16 protein-coding genes are annotated in these 17,178 nt (G+C 57.4%); 7 read left to right on the top strand and 9 right to left on the bottom strand.

Features of this window, described 5'->3' with window-relative positions; translation table 11 throughout:
* Positions 1–32 precede the first annotated feature (32 nt).
* Positions 33–1,169: a DUF2865 domain-containing protein gene (locus tag JHC09_RS17175; RefSeq protein WP_199531709.1), complete on the top strand. Its 1,137-nt coding sequence runs from the start codon at positions 33–35 to the stop codon at positions 1,167–1,169.
* On the opposite strand, the gene gltX is transcribed toward JHC09_RS17175, so the two are convergent.
* The 6 genes from gltX to rpiA form a co-directional block, all read right to left on the bottom strand.
* Positions 1,114–2,442, bottom strand: coding sequence for a glutamate--tRNA ligase (gene gltX, locus JHC09_RS09190; protein WP_199531708.1), 1,329 nt, complete (start codon positions 2,440–2,442; stop codon positions 1,114–1,116). The two genes, JHC09_RS17175 and gltX, sit on opposite strands and share 56 nt — an antisense overlap.
* Positions 2,439–4,106, bottom strand: coding sequence for an NAD+ synthase (locus JHC09_RS09185; RefSeq protein ID WP_199531707.1), 1,668 nt, complete (start codon positions 4,104–4,106; stop codon positions 2,439–2,441). Before JHC09_RS09185 ends, gltX begins: the two co-directional genes overlap by 4 nt.
* Positions 4,107–4,238: 132 nt before the next feature.
* On the bottom strand, positions 4,239–5,618 hold the full coding sequence (locus tag JHC09_RS09180) for a 3-deoxy-7-phosphoheptulonate synthase class II (RefSeq protein WP_199531852.1): 1,380 nt from the start codon (positions 5,616–5,618) through the stop codon (positions 4,239–4,241).
* An 80-nt stretch (positions 5,619–5,698) separates the two neighbouring features.
* Positions 5,699–7,075 carry a glutathione-disulfide reductase gene (gor, locus tag JHC09_RS09175; protein ID WP_199531706.1) on the bottom strand — a complete coding sequence of 459 codons (1,377 nt, stop codon included), beginning with the start codon at positions 7,073–7,075 and terminating at the stop codon, positions 5,699–5,701.
* 108 nt (positions 7,076–7,183) lie between these two features.
* A complete protein-coding gene (locus JHC09_RS09170) occupies positions 7,184–7,708 on the bottom strand; it encodes a DUF2059 domain-containing protein (protein WP_199531705.1) in 525 nt (174 codons plus the stop codon).
* A gap of 20 nt (positions 7,709–7,728) precedes the next feature.
* Positions 7,729–8,427 carry a ribose-5-phosphate isomerase RpiA gene (gene rpiA / locus JHC09_RS09165; protein ID WP_199531704.1) on the bottom strand — a complete coding sequence of 233 codons (699 nt, stop codon included), beginning with the start codon at positions 8,425–8,427 and terminating at the stop codon, positions 7,729–7,731.
* 249 nt (positions 8,428–8,676) lie between these two features.
* On the opposite strand from rpiA, the gene JHC09_RS09160 reads away from it, so the two are divergent.
* Both JHC09_RS09160 and moaA read left to right on the top strand, forming a co-directional pair.
* Positions 8,677–9,267 (top strand): L,D-transpeptidase, encoded by a 591-nt coding sequence (locus tag JHC09_RS09160; protein WP_169194705.1) that lies wholly within the window; start codon positions 8,677–8,679, stop codon positions 9,265–9,267.
* A 92-nt stretch (positions 9,268–9,359) separates the two neighbouring features.
* On the top strand, positions 9,360–10,373 hold the full coding sequence (gene moaA / locus JHC09_RS09155) for a GTP 3',8-cyclase MoaA (RefSeq protein ID WP_199531703.1): 1,014 nt from the start codon (positions 9,360–9,362) through the stop codon (positions 10,371–10,373).
* A 26-nt stretch (positions 10,374–10,399) separates the two neighbouring features.
* Here moaA and JHC09_RS09150 read toward each other — a convergent pair whose 3' ends face one another.
* Positions 10,400–10,885: an Lrp/AsnC family transcriptional regulator gene (locus tag JHC09_RS09150; RefSeq protein ID WP_169194703.1), complete on the bottom strand. Its 486-nt coding sequence runs from the start codon at positions 10,883–10,885 to the stop codon at positions 10,400–10,402.
* Between the two features lie 279 nt (positions 10,886–11,164).
* Here JHC09_RS09150 and JHC09_RS09145 point away from each other — a divergent pair, with 279 nt between their 5' ends.
* Together JHC09_RS09145 and JHC09_RS09140 are read left to right on the top strand one after the other, a co-directional pair.
* The gene (locus JHC09_RS09145) at positions 11,165–12,691 is read left to right on the top strand and encodes a HAMP domain-containing sensor histidine kinase (RefSeq protein ID WP_248308949.1); all 1,527 of its coding nucleotides are present in this window, start codon (positions 11,165–11,167) and stop codon (positions 12,689–12,691) included.
* Between the two features lie 51 nt (positions 12,692–12,742).
* Positions 12,743–13,432: a DUF6683 family protein gene (locus JHC09_RS09140; RefSeq protein ID WP_199531702.1), complete on the top strand. Its 690-nt coding sequence runs from the start codon at positions 12,743–12,745 to the stop codon at positions 13,430–13,432.
* Here the strand turns inward: JHC09_RS09140 and cobT are convergent.
* Entirely contained in the window at positions 13,429–14,451 is a 1,023-nt protein-coding gene (gene cobT, locus JHC09_RS09135) for a nicotinate-nucleotide--dimethylbenzimidazole phosphoribosyltransferase (RefSeq protein WP_199531701.1), read from the bottom strand. The two genes, JHC09_RS09140 and cobT, sit on opposite strands and share 4 nt — an antisense overlap.
* 59 nt (positions 14,452–14,510) lie before the next feature.
* On the opposite strand from cobT, the gene JHC09_RS09130 reads away from it, so the two are divergent.
* The gene (locus tag JHC09_RS09130; RefSeq protein WP_210338137.1) at positions 14,511–15,335 is read left to right on the top strand and encodes an adenosylcobinamide-GDP ribazoletransferase; all 825 of its coding nucleotides are present in this window, start codon (positions 14,511–14,513) and stop codon (positions 15,333–15,335) included.
* A 66-nt stretch (positions 15,336–15,401) separates the two neighbouring features.
* Positions 15,402–16,088, top strand: coding sequence for a TIGR02281 family clan AA aspartic protease (locus tag JHC09_RS09125; protein WP_169194699.1), 687 nt, complete (start codon positions 15,402–15,404; stop codon positions 16,086–16,088).
* Here JHC09_RS09125 and dusA read toward each other — a convergent pair.
* Positions 16,085–17,089, bottom strand: a complete 1,005-nt coding sequence (gene dusA / locus JHC09_RS09120; protein WP_199531699.1) for a tRNA dihydrouridine(20/20a) synthase DusA — start codon at positions 17,087–17,089, stop codon at positions 16,085–16,087. The two genes, JHC09_RS09125 and dusA, sit on opposite strands and share 4 nt — an antisense overlap.
* Between the last annotated feature and the right edge of the window lie 89 nt (positions 17,090–17,178).

Here is a 17,178-nt window from a genome sequence, read left to right as displayed (position 1 = left end):
CGCTTAGGTTGCGACTCGTCAAGGGATATTACGTGACCAAAATTTCGACCGGTCTTCGTTCCGTCTTTCTTTTCGCTCTGGCCGCGATCATGCTCGTGCTGGACGTGAATACCGCCTACGCGCAAGCCGCCCAATGTGCGCAGCTGCAGAACGCGCTGGCGCAGTTCAACAGCAATGGCGACTTCCAGAGATTTGGCAATAATCCCAATGTGCTGCGCCAATTGCAGCGTCAGGTGCAGGATGCGGAAAGCCGCTATATTCGTCGCGGTTGCAATGACGACGCGCGTGCGGGTCGGCAGCTGAACCAGGAATGCCAAGGCATCGCGCGCGATGTGCTTAAGGCCAGAGAAGACTTGGCCAATGCTTCTCAAGGCATGCAGAATGCCACCGCAGTAGCCCAACAGCGCGAAGCGATTTTGCAGGAAATGGCCCGATTTGGCTGTGCAGCGAACACCGGCATGTCCGGCGACCGTCAAAGCATTTTTGATCGTATTTTCGGGTCGTCCTCAGAGCAGGACTTCACCAATGGCGATTTTGTCGAAGGCGGCTGGGGCAATTCTGGCTACAACACCGTTCGTACACTCTGCGTACGTCTGACGGATGGCTACTTCTGGCCAATCAGCTATTCGACCTTGCCGGACTATCTGACGAATGACGCGCAGGCCTGTCAGCAGATGTGTCCCAATACGCCGGTTGATTTGTTCTATTACAACAACCCTGGCGAAGAACCCGAACAGATGCGTAACACTGGCGGCGTCGCATACAGCGCAATGCCCTATGCCTTCGCCTATCGCGAAAAGTTCGACAATGCCTCGAGCTGCAAAGCCGCTCCGTCCATTGCAGGCGCGGTTAAGGTCGCCAGCACGGATGCTGGTCAGCAGGTTGAAATGATGGAAATCAACGGGATGACTTTCCCGATGCCACGCCGGGACCCGCGCGGCGTTGCGCCCGTTCAGGCAGCAGTACAGCCGGAAATGCTTGCAGTTCAGGCTGTCGCTATGGTCGACGTCCCCCTGCCCCGTCCACGACCATCTGGCCCGGGCGAGATTGCCCGTCGACCCGAAGCCCCTGCACCGCAGGAACTCCGGATCGTCAATTTTGATGGGAAGGCCGTTAGGGTAGTCGGGCCAGACACTCCGTACGCCCAAGCAGGACGATCAGGCTCTTAAGTTCTGGGCCGTCATGACGGCCAGTTAACGCCATGCGCAGGGGCAAGAACAGTGCTTTGCCCTTGCGACCGGTCGATGCTTTGAGCGCGTCGGTCCAAGTCCCCCAAGTGGTCAGATCCCAAGGCTCTGGTGGCAATGCCGCCTTAGCAAGCGCGAGGAATTCGCGATCTTCGTCGGCAACGACGGGCGTGATCGGGCCGGTGAGAAGCTTATTCCACTCGACGATATCACCGAACTTGTTGAGGTTTTCACGCAGCAGGTTCCAACCTGCCTCACCCTCAACACCAAGCGTTGACAGGCGATCAGCGGCTTGTTCGTAGGGCATGGCGTGCAAGAGGCGCGCGTTGACCGCGGCGAATTCCGCAGGATCAAACCGAGCCGAACCGTGTGAGATCATCGAGAGTTCGAGCTTTTCGGCGATAGCGTCGAGGCTATCGAAGGCTTCGACCGAAACGCTCGTGCCGGTGAGCGTTGCCATGATCGCAACAGCCAGAGGCTCAAAACCTTCTTCGCGGTAATCGGCAATCGACTGCGAGCCAAGGCGCTTGGAGAACCCTTGCCCCTGAGCATCGGTGAGCAGATTGTGGTGACCGAAAATCGGCGTCGGTCCGCCCAAGGCTTCGAAGATTTCGATCTGCGTACCGGTGTTGGATACGTGGTCTTCGCCGCGGATCACATGGGTAATGGCGAGGTCGATATCGTCGACAACAGATGGCAAGGTATAAAGATAGCTGCCGTCAGCACGGATGAGGACGGGATCGGACATGGAGGCGGTATTGACCGTCTGCTTGCCCTTGATCAGGTCTTCGAAAATGACGGGCTTGCCATCGAGTTTGAAGCGCCAATGCGGCTTACGGCCTTCGGCTTCGAGACGGGCCTTGTCTTCGTCCGAGAGGTCGAGCGCAGCGCGATCATAGATCGGCGGTTTGCCCAGAAGGCGAGCGCGTGCACGCTTACGATCAAGCTCTTCTTCCGTTTCGTAGCATGGGTAGAGACGCCCGGCAGCGATGAGCTTGTCACGCGCTGCATCGTAAAGCGCAGTGCGCTCTGACTGACGGACCAGCAAATCTGGCTTAACGCCGAGCCACTCGAGGTCAACCTCGATGCCGTCGGCGAATTCACGCGTCGAGCGGGCCAAATCTGTATCGTCCATGCGCAGCACATATTTGCCACCATGACGACGTGCAAAGAACCAGTTCAGCAGCGCAGGACGCGCATTGCCGAGGTGGATACGACCTGTGGGGGACGGCGCCCAGCGAACAGTTACGCTCATCCGACGATCAAATCCTTATAGCCATTGGTGATTGGGTACTTTCTGCCAAGGCCAAATGCCTTAGCGCTCAGCTTAGGGCCCGGAGGGGCCTGTCGCCGCTTATATTCTGCAATATTTATCAGGCGCTGCATCCGCAGCACCATTTCGCTATCGAAACCGTCAGATACGATCTCCGCAACCGATTTCTCATCCTCCACGAGTGCTGTGAGCACGGCGTCGAGAACTGGGTAAGGCGGGAGAGAGTCTTGGTCCTTCTGGTCCGGGCGCAGCTCGGCGCTCGGGGCCTTATCGATGATGTTCTGCGGAATGACCATGCCGGATGGTCCAAGGCAATCGCCCGGCACATTGGCATTGCGCCATGCCGCGAGGCGATAAACTTCCATCTTGAACATGTCCTTGAGCGGATTATAGCCGCCGTTCATGTCGCCATAGATGGTGGCGTAGCCAACGGCCATCTCGCTCTTATTGCCCGTGGTGAGCAGCATGCTGCCCAGCTTATTGCTGACCGCCATGAGCACCACGCCGCGCATACGCGACTGGATGTTTTCTTCGGTGAGGTCGGCAGGACGCGTCCCGAAGACGGGCTGGAGTTCGACCAGGGCCTGATCAACGGGATTGCCGATGGAAACAACGTCGTAGCGTACGCCCAAAAGCTCCGCGCATTCGCGAGCGTCTTTGATGCTGGCTTCGGACGTATATCGGTATGGCAGCATGATGCAGTGAACGTTCTCAGGGCCCAGAGCATCAACCGCCATGGCCGCAACAACAGCACTGTCTATGCCGCCGGAAAGGCCGAGAACGACATTTTTAAAGCCGTTCTTTTTGACGTAGTCGCGCAAGCCCAGGACGCAGGCGCGCCAAGGGGCTTCATCAGTCGATGTCAGCTCTTCAATCTTGCCATTGGTGCAGGTCCAACCTGCCTCACTACGAGCCCAGTCCGAAATGATAAAGTCGGTTTCAAAAGACTTGCCCTGGAAGACGAGCTTATTGCCCGGCTCCATGCCAAAGGAGGCACCGTCATAAACCAGCTCATCCTGCCCGCCGATCTGATTGAGATAGAGCAACGGGATTTGATCTTCCTCGGTGCGGGCGCGAACGAGGTTTTTGCGCACGTGCTGCTTGTTGCGCCAATAGGGCGAACCATTCGGGCAGAGCAGGATTTCCGCGCCCATTTCAGTGAGCTGCGCGCAGACGGCTTCGTGCCAGATGTCCTCACAGATCGGAATGCCAACAGTGACACCCTTGATCGTCACCGGTTCTGGAAGAGCGCCCGCTGTGAAGTAGCGCTTCTCAAAGAACACATCTGAATTGGGCAGTTCATGCTTGGTGCGGATGGCGGTGATCTCGCCATTCTCGGCAACGATGACAGCGTTATGGAGACCCAAGCTATCCTGCCAGATCGTCGGCAAGATAATGACTACGTCTGTCCTATCCGTCGCTTTGACGAGCTCTTTTGCCGTGGCTACCGCGTCAGCGATAAATTTGGGTTTGAACAGGAGGTCGTCGGGGAAATAGCCGGTCAGGAACAACTCGGGGAACATGAGAATGTCCGCCTGAGCGCTGACAGCATCGGCGAGAGCCTGACGACCGAGCGCGAGGTTGCCAACAAGGTCACCGACCTTGGGATTGAGCTGTGCGAGGGCGATGCGAAGCTGATCGGTCACGTGGTTGAGCCTGTTCGAAGGGCAGAAACCCGGAGTCCGCCGGGCTAGGTGGCGAGACTTAGCCCCTCACTGATTGAAGGGCAAGCCAGCGCGAAACGGATCCCGTTCCGCGCTGGTTGCGACTGTATAGTCTTATTCGGCCGCCGGAGCGACTTCACGCACTGGCTTCTGAGCGTGAATTTCTTCAGCCACCAAGAATGCCAGCTCAAGTGCCTGAGCACCGTTGAGGCGTGGGTCGCAATAGGTGTGATAACGATCCGACAGAGACTGCTCAGTGACCGCCGACATACCGCCGACGCATTCAGTGACGTCGTCGCCAGTCATTTCGATGTGCACACCACCTGCGTAAGTGCCCATCTCACGGTGAACGGAGAAGAACTCCTTCACTTCTGTCAGGACGCTATCGAATGGACGCGTCTTGTAGCCAGTCGAGGCCTTGATGGTGTTGCCGTGCATCGGATCGCAGCACCAGACAACGGTGCGACCAGCCTTCTGGACGGTTTCGATCAAACGCGGCAGGTGATCACGAACCTTGTCAGCACCGAAGCGCGAAATGAGCGTGATACGACCAGCTTCGTCAGTCGGGTTGAGACGATCGAGCAGACGCAGGAGATCGTCGTTCGAAAGGCTCGGGCCACACTTGACGCCGATTGGGTTGTGAATACCGGCAAAGTACTCAACGTGCGCATCGTCTGGATTGCGCGTGCGATCGCCGATCCAGAGCATATGGCCCGAAGTGGCGTAGAAGTTTTTGGAGATACTATCGCGACGGGTCAGCGCTTCTTCATAGCCCAGGAGCAGCGCTTCGTGGCTGGTGTAGAAAGACGTCTGCTTCAGCGCAGGGGTGTTTTCTGGGTTGAGCCCGAGTGCACCCATGAAAGTGATCGCGTCGTCGATCTTCTTGGCAACTTCTTCAAAGCGGGCGTTCGAATTCGAGCCCTTCATGAAGTCCATGGTCCACTCATGGATGCGGGTCAGTTCGGCATAACCGCCGCTCGAGAAGGCGCGCAGCAGGTTGAGCGTTGCGGCAGACTGGCGGTAGGCCATCAGCATACGAGCCGGATCTGGAACGCGCGAGCCTTCGGTAAAGGCAATGTCATTGATGATGTCGCCGCGATAGCTCGGCAGCTCGACGCCATCGATCACTTCGGTATCGGCAGAACGAGGCTTGGCAAACTGCCCTGCCACGCGGCCAATTTTGACGACCGGTTTAGAGCCACCATGGGTGAGGACTACCGCCATCTGCAGGAAAACGCGGAAGAAGTCACGAATGTGATCCGCACCGTGTTCTGCAAAGCTTTCGGCGCAGTCGCCGCCCTGAAGCAAGAAGGCCTCACCACGCGCAACAGCCCCAAGGCGGGACTTGAGCTCGCGGGCTTCACCAGCAAAGACCAATGGAGGGAAGCTGGCGAGCTGACGCTCCGCATCTGCCAAAGCAGCCATATCAGGGTAAGCAGGCACCTGCTTAACAGGCTTCTGGCGCCAAGAGCTCGGGGTCCAGTCGGTCATTATTCGTCTCGCTTGAGGCAGGCAGGCGGAAGTGTTGCGCTCGGCTCTAGCAAGACCGAGGGCTGGTGCCAAGTTTAAACGCGTTAGACCTTGGTGCCATTTCGATAGGAATAGCTCGGTGACTTGAAGGTCACGAGTTCTTCGGCTGCGCTTGGATGCAGAGCAATTGTCCGATCTAGGTCCTTTTTGGTCGCGCCCATGCCAACGGCAATGGCAACCATCTGGATCATTTCACCCGAACTTGGGCCGAGCAGATGCACACCCAAGACCTTTCCTTCGTCTTTTTCGGTGATCAGCTTGATCACCACACGCTCCTGCCGATCAGAGAGCGTATTCGCCATGGGGCGGAAGCGAGTGAGGTAAACGTCGACATGGCCTGATTGAGCGACGGCTTCGTCTTCAGTCAGGCCAACAGTCCCGATCTCCGGCTCCGAGAACACAGCGGTCGGGATCAGGGAATGATCGACCGTCAGCGGGTTATTGTTGAACAGTGTTTCAGCGAAGTACCACCCTTCGCGAATAGCCACGGGGGTCAATTGTGCGCGACCGGTGACATCGCCCACCGCATAGACCGAAGGGACGTTCGTCTTCGAAAACGCGTCGACGACAATGTTCTTTTGGCCATCAAGAATGACGCCTGCGGTTTCAAGCCCAAGACCATCAGTGTTGGGTGTGCGACCTGTGGCGAACATAACTTGGCTATAGCTGGCGCTGTCGCCGGACTTGAAGGTGACAGTGACACCGTCTGCACTTTTGGCCAGGCCTGCAACACCGTCGTTATAGCGCAGCGCTATGCCGCGCGCTTTAAGGCCAAACTCAAGCCCTTCGCTCATGTCCTTGTCGAAAGTGCGCAGCAGCCTATCGCGGCGATAGACGAGTGTCGTGTCGACACCTAGGCCAGCAAAAATGGTGGCGAACTCAACGGCGATGTAACCGCCGCCCTCGATGAGGATGGACTTCGGCAGTTCAGGCAGATCGAAGGCTTCATTGGAAGAAATGCCCAGTTCTTTGCCCGGAACGTCGGGAATGAACGGGGTCGCACCCGTGGCGACAAGAATGTACTTGGTCGTCAGCTCGCGGTCACCCTTGAGTAGCTTTACGCTGTTTGGACCGGTAACGACGGCGCGGTCGCGGATGATTTCTGCACCCGGCTTGGCCAGATTGGTTGCGTAAGCGTTTTCAAGACGGGTGATCTCTTTTTCCTTGGCAGCGACAAGCGTCGGCCAATCAAAGCTTGCATCCACTTGCCAGCCAAAACTCTCGGCGAGCTCAAACTCGTCGCGGAAGCGCGAGGCATAAACATAGAGCTTTTTGGGTACGCAGCCACGGATCACGCATGTGCCGCCGACCCGGAATTCCTCAACGACCGCGACTTTGGCACCGTAGGTCGCTGCCATACGCGCCGCGCGAACTCCGCCAGAACCTGCACCAATAACAATCAGGTCGTAATCAAAGCTCATCGCGGCACCTAAGTTTCATCGCCAATACGCGCTGTATATGGGGCAAAAGCTTAGGCAAAAAAAGACCCCGCACTGGGCGGGGTCGATCAGATTATTTTTGATCACGCCTTAGAGCGTGATACCCTTGTCACGCAGACCCGCGCGAACCTTGGCAAAGAATTCGACGCGCAGGTTGTTTTCGTACACCTGAAGAATGCGCTGGAGGTCCATGTTCACTTCCGAATTCGCCGCTGCCAGCTTCTGGCCAACCGCGGAATCGTAGAAGTTCACGATTTGCTGCAACTCATCGGTGGTGAAACGCAGAGCGTAAACACGTGCGAACTGATCGAGCAGATCACCCTTACGGCCGTTGTATTCCTTGATAACGTCGCCGATGACTTCATCGAGCTGCGCTTCAATTTCAGGGTTCTGCGTCAACAACTGAGCCATGCTGTCGATACCAACCGTGACAACGGTGGTTTCGAAGACCGCAGCACGGTCCGTCAGATCAACATACTTACGAGCCAGCGCCAGCTGCTCTGGAGCAACTTCCTGCGCAAAGGTCGGGGCGCTAAACGCAAGCGCGCCTGCTGCCACTGCCGCACATGCGGCGACTCGTGCGCCACGCATCCAGTTACGGTTCACAAAGGTCATCAGCCCCGGTCCACCCTCAATCAATTACCTGTTTCAATCACCACTACGCCATCTGGCGTCGCGACATAAGCCTTGCGGCACATATTCAGGAAAAGTCCGTGTTGGACAACACCCGGAATGTTCAGCAGGTCATTCGAAAGCACTTCTGGCTGCGAAATACGGCCAAAAAAAGCGTCAAGGATCAAGTGTCCACCGTCAGTGACAAAGACTTGTCCTTTATCTTCGCCACGCAACTTGAGGCCGCCCTCCGCTCCGTGAGCTTTAAGAACCTCTTCGACAGAGTGGCGCGTCGCGCCCAAGCCAAAGCGGTTGACCTCAATAGGCAAAGGAAAACGGCCGAGCATTTCGACGCGCTTGGTGCCATCGGCGATAACAATCATCGCGTCTGAGGCAGCGGCCACAATCTTTTCACGCAGCAGCGCGCCGCCACCACCCTTGATGAGATTGAGGTGTTCATCGAGTTCATCGGCACCGTCAACGGTCAGATCAAGGCGATCCAAACTATCGAGATCTGACAAAGGGATATTCAGGCTTTTGGCTTGTGCGGCAGTGACTTCCGAAGTCGGCACACAGATCACGTCCAGACCGTCTGCAACACGCTGGCCCAGCAGATCAACGAAGTGCTTGGCGGTCGAGCCGGTGCCCAATCCCAGCCGCATGCCGGACTTTACGTCCGCAACAGCCATTTCCGCCGCTTTACGCTTGAGGTCTTCGCTCATGCCAAAATCCTTCTATCCGATGGCCCGCGATGTGGCAGGAGCCAGAGATCGCGTCAACCAAACCTTCGTCGCGTATACGCGCCGACTAAGAGCAATTGTAACCGACTAGCAACACAATAACCGTATGATGCGCCGCGGAAAGCCGCCAATGGCCTGCATTATCTTTTCTAGTGCCCTTGGTCGCAGTAAGTACACAAGTTGTCGCGACATAGGTACTGAGTCGCACAGTCAATAAGGCCAAGTGGACGCATGAGCATTACAAAAATAGCACTGGCGTTCGGTCTGTCGATCCTGCTGGCGATCAGCACGGTCCTACCGAGCTCCGCCGCACGCTGGTACAACCCAGATACAAACCAGTTCGAAGAACGTGTCGCGACACCGGGTGGCCGCGGCGGCAGCCCAATCAAGAAGCAAGTGGTTGATTACGAAACCAACCAGAAGCCCGGCACGATTGTTATCGAAACCGGTGAACGCCGCCTGTATCTCGTCTTAGAAGACGGTAAGGCGATGAAGTACGGTATTGGCGTCGGCCGCGACGGCTTCACTTGGAGTGGCGCGCACCGGGTAACCCGCAAAGCAGAATGGCCCACTTGGACACCTCCGCCAGCAATGCGCAAGCGCGTCCCAGACCTGCCAGCATTCATGCCAGGCGGCCCTGATAACCCGATGGGCGCACGCGCGCTCTACATCGGCTCGACGCTCTACCGCGTCCACGGCACGTCTGAGCCTTGGTCGATTGGACAAGCCGTTTCATCCGGTTGTATTCGTCTGACCAATGACGACGTTATCGACCTTTATGATCGTGTTCAGGTTGGCGCACGCATCGTCGTCAATCACTGATCGACGCCAGATAAGTTTTAAAGGGTCGCTTCGGCGGCCCTTTTTGTTTTCTACGCTTTCCGTCGCATCATTCGGCCATTAGATTGGGCGACATGAATGCACCTATCGCGCCATCACGACCACTCATTGACCGCTATGGTCGACAGATCAGCTATCTGCGCATTTCGGTGACAGATCGCTGTGATTTCCGCTGCGTCTATTGCATGGCCGAAGAGATGACCTTCCTGCCCAAAAAGGAAGTGCTCAGCTTTGAAGAAATCGAAGCGATTGCTGGGGCGTTTATCGCACGCGGTACGACCAAAATTCGCCTGACCGGCGGGGAGCCTTTGGTCCGGCGTGATATCATGGATTTGGTGCGCAGCCTCGGACGCCATATCGGCGAGGGGCTCGAAGAACTCACACTGACGACGAATGGTAGCCAGCTAGCGAAATATGCCGAAGACCTAAAGGCCGCCGGTGTTGAGCGGATCAATGTGTCTCTCGACACTCTCGACGAACAGCGATTTCGGGAGATCACTCGGCGCGGACGGATCGGTGACGTCTTCCAAGGCATTGACGCTGCATTAGCTTCTGGCCTCAAGCTCAAAATCAACATGGTCGCCATGCGTGGCGTCAATGACGATGAGATTGGTGCCATGATGGCTTGGGCCCATGGCAAGGGCATGGGCCTCACGCTGATCGAAGGCATGCCGCTCGGCGAGGTGGGGCTAGATCGCGTCGATAGCTACCTGCCCCTGCGCGAGCTCCACGATCAGCTAAAGCAGCGGTATACGCTTACGCGTCTGGATAAGCGCACGGGCGGGCCTGCCCGCTATGTGCATGTGGCCGAGACCGACGGCATTTTGGGTTTCATAACGCCGATGAGCCATAATTTTTGCGAGAGCTGCAATCGGGTCCGTCTAACAGCTACAGGCCAGCTGTTCTTGTGCCTGGGTCAAGAGGATCAAGTTTGCTTACGAGATGCGTTGCGTGATGGCGGCCTCGAAGGGCTTGAAGCCGCCATGGACCAAGCGATGCTCATAAAGCCCAAGGGCCATGATTTCGTGATTGATCGTGCGCGACCAGAGCCTGCGCTGGGGCGTCATATGAGCGTGACCGGGGGCTAGTCGCCCCCAATCGCTACAGGCAAGCCCTATTTGTCGTCGTCGACAACGATGGCGAAATCGAGCGGCAGAGCCGTCGTGTATTTGATCTGCCCCATCGCGAAGGCCGAGCTGACGTCGGTCAGGTTAATTTTGCTAATGAGGCGCTTATAGAATGTGTCGTAGGCACCAATATCCGGCACCACTACGCGCATCAAATAATCGACCTCGCCGCTCATGCGATAGAATTCCACGACTTCTGGAAATTCATCAATCACACCAGCGAATTTGCGCATCCAAGCATCGTTGTGCTCGTTTGTTTTGACCGAGACAAATACGGTAACGCCAACATTGACCTTGCCCGGATCAAGGACAGCAACACGACGCTGAATAACGCCATCTTCTTCCATTTTTTGAATGCGGCGCCAGCATGGAGTGGTCGACAACCCGACTTTACGCCCAATCTCGGCGACCGGCATCGTCGCGTCTTTTTGTAGAATGGTGAGTATTTTACGGTCAATTTTGTCGAGCGCCATTCTGCCCCCCAGAAATCAGATTCCACTACACGGCCGAACCAACCGGCCAACTGGCCCTTCTGAGTGCCACATCGGCGAATTTTGCGCAATAAAATTGCGCACGACAACGTGTTCGAACGTCTAAGGAGAATATTAACCAGTTTCCAGCCGCGCCCAGCCGGTCGGATATGCCCAATGCGGTGGGATAGATACACGCCTCGTTAACCACGAGACGCCTAATGTCCCACAAAGATGGTGCGAGCGCGTAATTGCTCGCTGTTGTGTAACGAGTAAGAGTCCATGGCGTCCATGCCGGCTTATATTGCCGATGACCGTTTTCGTTCGGCGCGCGACGGCAAGCGCATCGCCCAAAAAACGGTGTTGGAAGCACGTCAACGATTGACGTCCAGTTCTGGCACGCGCGCTGATTTCGATTATGAACTGATGCGGGACTACGCCAACGCCCGCCTCGGCGCAGCGCTGCCCATGGCAGCAATCATTATCATTCTCGCCGTCGTTGCCAGCTTCTGGGTCCCGTTGACCATTACGGGCCTATGGGCCGGGGTCGTTATTGCCAGCCTGCTCGTGGTCGTGCTGATGGCGCGCCGCTTCTTGTCGGTGCCCCCAAACCGTTTCAACGCTGCCCGCTGGACCACTAACTTCGTTATCGCTGAAACCATCGGCGGCATGGCCCTCGCCTTACTTGCAGTCTTCCCAATGCTGGAAGCACAAGCAGGCTTGACGCCGGTTCTGTTTGCCATGGTGCTGGTGACCATCGCCAGCAATGCCATAGCCACGCACACACTGCCCATTGCAACGCTCGCAAGCACCCTGCCCGTAACGATCTCAGCATCGGCCGTGATGATGCTGGCTGGTGGCACATTGAACTTCACCCTGTCGGCCGTGGCCATCTGTGGCGAAGTGTTTTTCCTCTATCTCGCTCGCCAGCTTCACGCTTCCGAACTGGAGACGATCGCGCACCAGGCAGAAAAGGATGCGCTGATCGCTGAGTTGGAAGAAGCGCGCAACATGTCGGACGAAGCGCGCCGCCATGCTGAGCAGGCCAATATTGCCAAGAGTCAGTTTCTGGCAACGATGAGCCATGAACTGCGCACGCCACTGAACGCGATCATCGGTTTCTCAGAAGTTCTGAAATCCGAGCTATTGGGCGCGCACCAAGTTGCTCAGTATCGCGAGTATGCGACCGATATTCACGCCAGTGGCCAGCATTTGCTGAACCTTATCAATGAGCTCCTTGACCTCAGCCGCATTGAGGCGGGCAAATACGAGCTCAACGAAGAAGCCGTATCGCTGATCGACATTTCGGAAGATTGCCGCCGCATGATGGAACTGCGCGCGCGCTCACGCGGGATCGAATTGGCCTATAATTTTGGCGACAACTTGCCAAAACTCTGGGGTGACGAACGCGCCATCCGCCAAGTTGTGCTCAACCTTTTGTCCAACGCCATCAAGTTCACTCCCCAAAATGGCAAGGTGGTTTTGGTGGTGCAGCGCAGCGCTGACGGCGGACAAATGATCTCGGTTAAGGACAATGGTCCGGGCATCCCGGAAAACGAAATCGAGACCGTTTTGTCGTCGTTCGGTCAGGGCTCTCTGGCACAGAAGACGGCGGAGCAAGGGGCTGGGCTGGGCCTGCCGATCGTTCAGAAGATCATGGACCTGCACCAAGGTCGTTTTGATCTCTTCTCCAAGCTACGCTTTGGCACAGAAGTCATTGCGACTTTCCCGCGCCAGCGCGTGATGGATGCCGTTGCGCCAGTTGTTGAGCGCCACGACCGCCTCGAGATTTATTCCGCAGCGGGATAAGCTTTCACATCGCCTGACATAGGATCGACATTTTCGACGCGGATAGCGACTATGTCCGCGTCGGAGGATTTTATGCGAATTTTAGCGTCTCTACTGTTTTTCGGTTTCAGCCTGACTGTTGGCATTGCGCAAGAAGCCCCTGCCACTGCACCGATGGCGCCAACCGAAGAGGTTGAAGACGAGACGTTCGACACCTCTTACCATTTCTCCCCCACCACCTCGGCACGCATTGAGCGCGAGTTCCTTGAAGAAATACGCTGGTCGGCAGGCGTGGAAGCTCGCGACAATCTGCGAGAGGCTTTTGCGAAAAACTCGGCTCTGGACACCTGGCAGGAGCTGGTTGCCAAGGATGGGCTCGAGCTGGGAAATGTCGCAGATGCGCTGACATCCTATTGGATTCTCAACTGGATCACCGCCAACGCTGCTTACTCGACCAAGGTCGACAATGCCGCCGTTCAGACGCAGCTCCGCGCTGCGTTTTCGATCGATCCTGCCTTCGCCCAGCTGAGCGACCAGCAAAAGCAGATCATGGCCGAGACTTACATCCGGCACTTTCTGGTGGAGCACGCAGCTCTCAATGCCGCAGTGAAGGCAAAGGACATCACCGCGCTCGAAATGCTTGCGGCAGCTTCGGTATTGCGCTTCCGCAACGACATGAGCGTTGACCTTTTGGCCCTTGAACCGGGGCCAAAAGGTTTTGATTTCAAGCCGCTGCCAGATGAAACTTCGGCAGAGAACTAGGGTTCTTTGGTCGAGACCGAGGCCGATTCAAAGGTTGCCATATTGTTGTGAAGGTGCAGCGCGGTCTTAGCCATGACGGCTGCGAGTGCGGCACCTGTGCCTTCACCAAGACGCATACCAAGATCGAGCAAGCCAACCTGCCCCATGTTTTCCAAAACTCGCGCGTGGGCGGTTTCGGCCGAAACATGCGCAAAGAGGCAGTGATTGATCGCGGCTGGGTTAATCGCGTGGGCGATGGCAGCGGCGGCTGTGGCCACATAACCATCAATAACAACAGGAACTTTCTGGTGGCGGGCCGCGAGCAAGGCGCCGAGCATGGCCGCGATCTCACGCCCCCCAAGACGCGCGAGAATCTCAAGCGGGTGCTCCAGATTTCCGGCATGGAAGGCCAAAGCACGATCGACCGCGTCTGCTTTGCGCGCGAGACCCGCATCGTCGACGCCGGTGCCCCGACCAACCCAGTCTGCACCTTTGCCGCCATAAAGCGCAGCGTAAATGGCTGCGGCGATTGTGGTATTTCCGATCCCCATTTCACCCAGGCAGATCAGATCCGGCTTACCGGCAACCGCTTCCATGCCATAGGCTATGGTTGCAGCGCACATCTGATCGTCGAGGGCTGGCTCCTTGGTGATATCGCCCGTGGGCAGCTCAAGGGCGAGTTCGAAGACGCGCAGATTGATCTCGTGCAGTCCGCAAATCTGCGAAATCGCAGCACCACCATTGGTGAAATTCTGGACCATTTGCGCGGTCACTTCGCGCGGATAAGGCGATACTCCCTGATCCGTAACCCCATGATTTCCCGCAAAAATCGTGACCATTGGATTGTCGAGACGCGGCTTGGAGCGGTGCTGCCAACGCGCGAGAAACTCGACCAATTCTTCCAGACGCCCGAGCGAGCCGACGGGCTTTGTGAGCGCTGCGTCGCGCTGGCGCACTGCCGCGACCGCGGCATCATCGCCATCGGGTACTGCAATCAACAGTTCAATGATGTCGGCAAATGCGGGATTGAGAGCGGGCATGGTAGGTCCGGCGCAATATGTTAGAGAAGCGCGGGTCTTGTTGCCCATATCGGAGCTGAATGCAATTGACCGATTTGCCGAAAGAACCGGGCGAAACGCACGCTAAGAGCAATGCCCTCACCCGGTTTTGGGCGGATATTGTGATGACGCTGCGATTCTTTTCGCGGCTACCGACCGGGTCTTCGCCGCATGAAGTTCCCGACTTGGGGCGGATCGCACGGGCCCTGCCCTTTGCCTCGATCATCATCGGCATATTCCCAATTGCTGTTTTAGTGCTTGGGGTTAGCGCGGGTCTTCCGACCGCTTTTGCGGCGACCCTGGCGGTTGCGGCGATGATCATTGTCGGCGGCGGGATGATGGAAGACGCTATCGCCGATGCGGCAGATGGGCTGTTTGGCGGCTATACGCCGGAGCGGCGGCTGGAGATTTTCAAAGACAGTCGGCACGGCACTTATGGGGTGGCGGCGCTGTGTCTGTTTCTCGTTTTGCGCGTCACCGCCCTCACCGCAATGGCTGAACAGAGCGCGATTATGGGGGCCATTTTGTGGCTTTGTGCCAGCACTTATGGGCGCGTGGCGGGGCTTTGGATGGCACATGCGCTGCCTCCAGCGCGTTCTGACGGCATCGCCGCCACAGCCGGTGTTCTCTCCGCGCGCGACTTCTGGATTGGCATCGCGCTGACGACAATTCTGTTCTGCATCGGCTGCGGATTTTACGTGGGCCCGATTGGCACTCTGGTCGCAATGGCCGGGATCGGGCTCCTGAGCTTTGGCTGGACCAAATGGTGCATGCGGCTCGTGAAGGGGCAAACGGGCGACCTTTTGGGCGCAGCTGGCGCGCTGGGTGAGATCGTCGGGATCACTCTTTTACTTCTCTTCATTTAACGCCTTTAAAATGTCGGCAGTGCGCGCCTAAATGGACTGCGTGCGACGGTGCGGAGCGAAACGAGAATGCTGTTTATTGGCCTAGCCCTGGTGATCGCGGTTGGCATTGCGCTGTTGATAAGCGCTGATGCGGGCACGCTGATCGGCCTGAGCCAAATGCAGACGGCCCAGCTGGTGCCGCTGGTAATTATTTTGATCATAGTGGCGGGTGGCATGTCTGCCCGTCGGTTCCGCGCGGCTGAACTGGTCGGCGGGGTGATTGGCTGGGTCGGGATTTTCGCCATTGTCATCATCACCTACACCTATCGCGATGAGATTTTTAATGTCGCCCAGCGCGTCGCTGGCGAACTCCAGCCCGGCGTGGCGCTTGTCGATGCGCAAGGCGGCACGGCAACGTTCCGCCGTGGCATGAACGGGCACTTTGAAGTGCGCACGAACGTCAACGGCCACGAAACCCCAATGGTGTTCGACACGGGCGCATCGACTGTGGTGCTGACCGTACCGGATGCGGAAGCAGCGGGGATTAGAACCGAGGATTTGCGCTATATCGTGCCGGTCTCCACCGCCAATGGGCAAGGCCTCGCCGCACGGGTGCGGCTAAGCTCGATCAGCGTTGGCGGCATTGAGCGGCGCAATATTACGGCGCTGGTGACGCGCGAAGGCGTGTTGGAAACCAGCCTTTTGGGCATGACTTTCCTTGAAACGCTCAGCCGCTATTCGGTGACGCAGAATTCGCTCGAAATCGCCGATTAGGCGATTTCTTCAACAGCGCGGTCTTCGACCACTGCGACCGCGCGCGCAAACACTTCCGGTCCCGCGCCTGCCTTGCAGGCATCGACACTCATGATTTGCCGGAACTGGCGAGCGCCGGGACGGCCATTGGCGAGGCCCAGCATGTGGCGGGCGATATTGTTCAGCCGCGTGCCCTTGGCCAATTCGCCCTCGGCATAATCGGCCATAGCAGACACGATTTGCGTGAAATCGGGCACGGCGCGGGTGTCGTCGAAGAGACGCGCATCCACCTCGGCCATCAGCATGGGATTGTGATAGGCGGCGCGGCCCACCATCACCCCATCCATATGTTGCATATGCTCGTCGACCTGCTCAAAGGTTTCGATGCCGCCATTGATCAGCATCTGCACATGCGGCAGGCGCTGCTTTAGGCGATAAACGCGGGCATATTCGAGCGGCGGAATGGTGCGGTTTTCTTTGGGCGACAGGCCCTTCAGCCACGCCTTGCGCGCGTGGACATAAAGCGCGTCCACTTCGGCTTCGACCATTTTGTCGGCGAAGCGATCCAAGCTCTCTTCAATGTCCTGATCATCAATGCCGATGCGGCATTTGACAGTGATGGGCAGCGAAGTTGCGTCGCGCATGGCCTTCACACAGTCAGCCACGAGATCAGGCTCGGCCATGAGGCAGGCGCCAAAGCGGCCCGACTGCACGCGATCTGACGGGCAGCCGACGTTGAGATTGATCTCGTTATAGCCAAAACTTTCGGCAATTTTTGTTGCTGCCGCCAGCTCGGCAGGGTCCGAGCCGCCCAGCTGCAGGGCCACAGGCTGCTCGACCGGATCAAAGCGCAGGTGACGGTTCGCATCGCCATGCACAATCGCGCCCGTCGTCACCATTTCGGTGAACAGGAGGGAATTGCGCGTCAGCATCCGATGGAGCACGCGGCAGTGCCGGTCGGTCCAATCGAGCATAGGGGCAACGGAGAAGCGTCGGGAGCGTTTTAGGGTCTGAGTGTCCATGCGTATTCTAACTGCACCAAATCTGCCGATCGTGGCCCGGCGCTAAATTTGGGTGGTGTTTAACACGGACACGGAGTTAGGGCCACTCA

This window comes from Devosia sp. MC532 (assembly GCF_016461625.1).
GTDB lineage: Bacteria > Pseudomonadota > Alphaproteobacteria > Rhizobiales > Devosiaceae > Devosia.
This window is presented reverse-complemented; position numbering and strand designations above follow the sequence as displayed.

Bases quoted from the DNA above. Each gene is read 5' to 3' on its own strand.
- rpiA (WP_199531704.1), bottom strand. From the start codon at position 8,427: ATGAGCGAAGACCTCAAGCGTAAAGCGGCGGAAATGGCTGTTGCGGAC.
- cobT (WP_199531701.1), bottom strand. From the start codon at position 14,451: ATGCCCGCTCTCAATCCCGCATTTGCCGACATCATTGAACTGTTGATT.
- JHC09_RS09140 (WP_199531702.1), top strand. From the start codon at position 12,743: ATGTCCGCGTCGGAGGATTTTATGCGAATTTTAGCGTCTCTACTGTTT.
- JHC09_RS09150 (WP_169194703.1), bottom strand. From the start codon at position 10,885: ATGGCGCTCGACAAAATTGACCGTAAAATACTCACCATTCTACAAAAA.
- JHC09_RS09160 (WP_169194705.1), top strand. From the start codon at position 8,677: ATGAGCATTACAAAAATAGCACTGGCGTTCGGTCTGTCGATCCTGCTG.
- moaA (WP_199531703.1), top strand. From the start codon at position 9,360: ATGAATGCACCTATCGCGCCATCACGACCACTCATTGACCGCTATGGT.
- gor (WP_199531706.1), bottom strand. From the start codon at position 7,075: ATGAGCTTTGATTACGACCTGATTGTTATTGGTGCAGGTTCTGGCGGA.
- JHC09_RS09145 (WP_248308949.1), top strand. From the start codon at position 11,165: ATGGCGTCCATGCCGGCTTATATTGCCGATGACCGTTTTCGTTCGGCG.
- JHC09_RS09125 (WP_169194699.1), top strand. From the start codon at position 15,402: ATGCTGTTTATTGGCCTAGCCCTGGTGATCGCGGTTGGCATTGCGCTG.
- dusA (WP_199531699.1), bottom strand. From the start codon at position 17,089: ATGGACACTCAGACCCTAAAACGCTCCCGACGCTTCTCCGTTGCCCCT.
- gltX (WP_199531708.1), bottom strand. From the start codon at position 2,442: ATGAGCGTAACTGTTCGCTGGGCGCCGTCCCCCACAGGTCGTATCCAC.
- JHC09_RS09130 (WP_210338137.1), top strand. From the start codon at position 14,511: ATGCAATTGACCGATTTGCCGAAAGAACCGGGCGAAACGCACGCTAAG.
- JHC09_RS09170 (WP_199531705.1), bottom strand. From the start codon at position 7,708: ATGACCTTTGTGAACCGTAACTGGATGCGTGGCGCACGAGTCGCCGCA.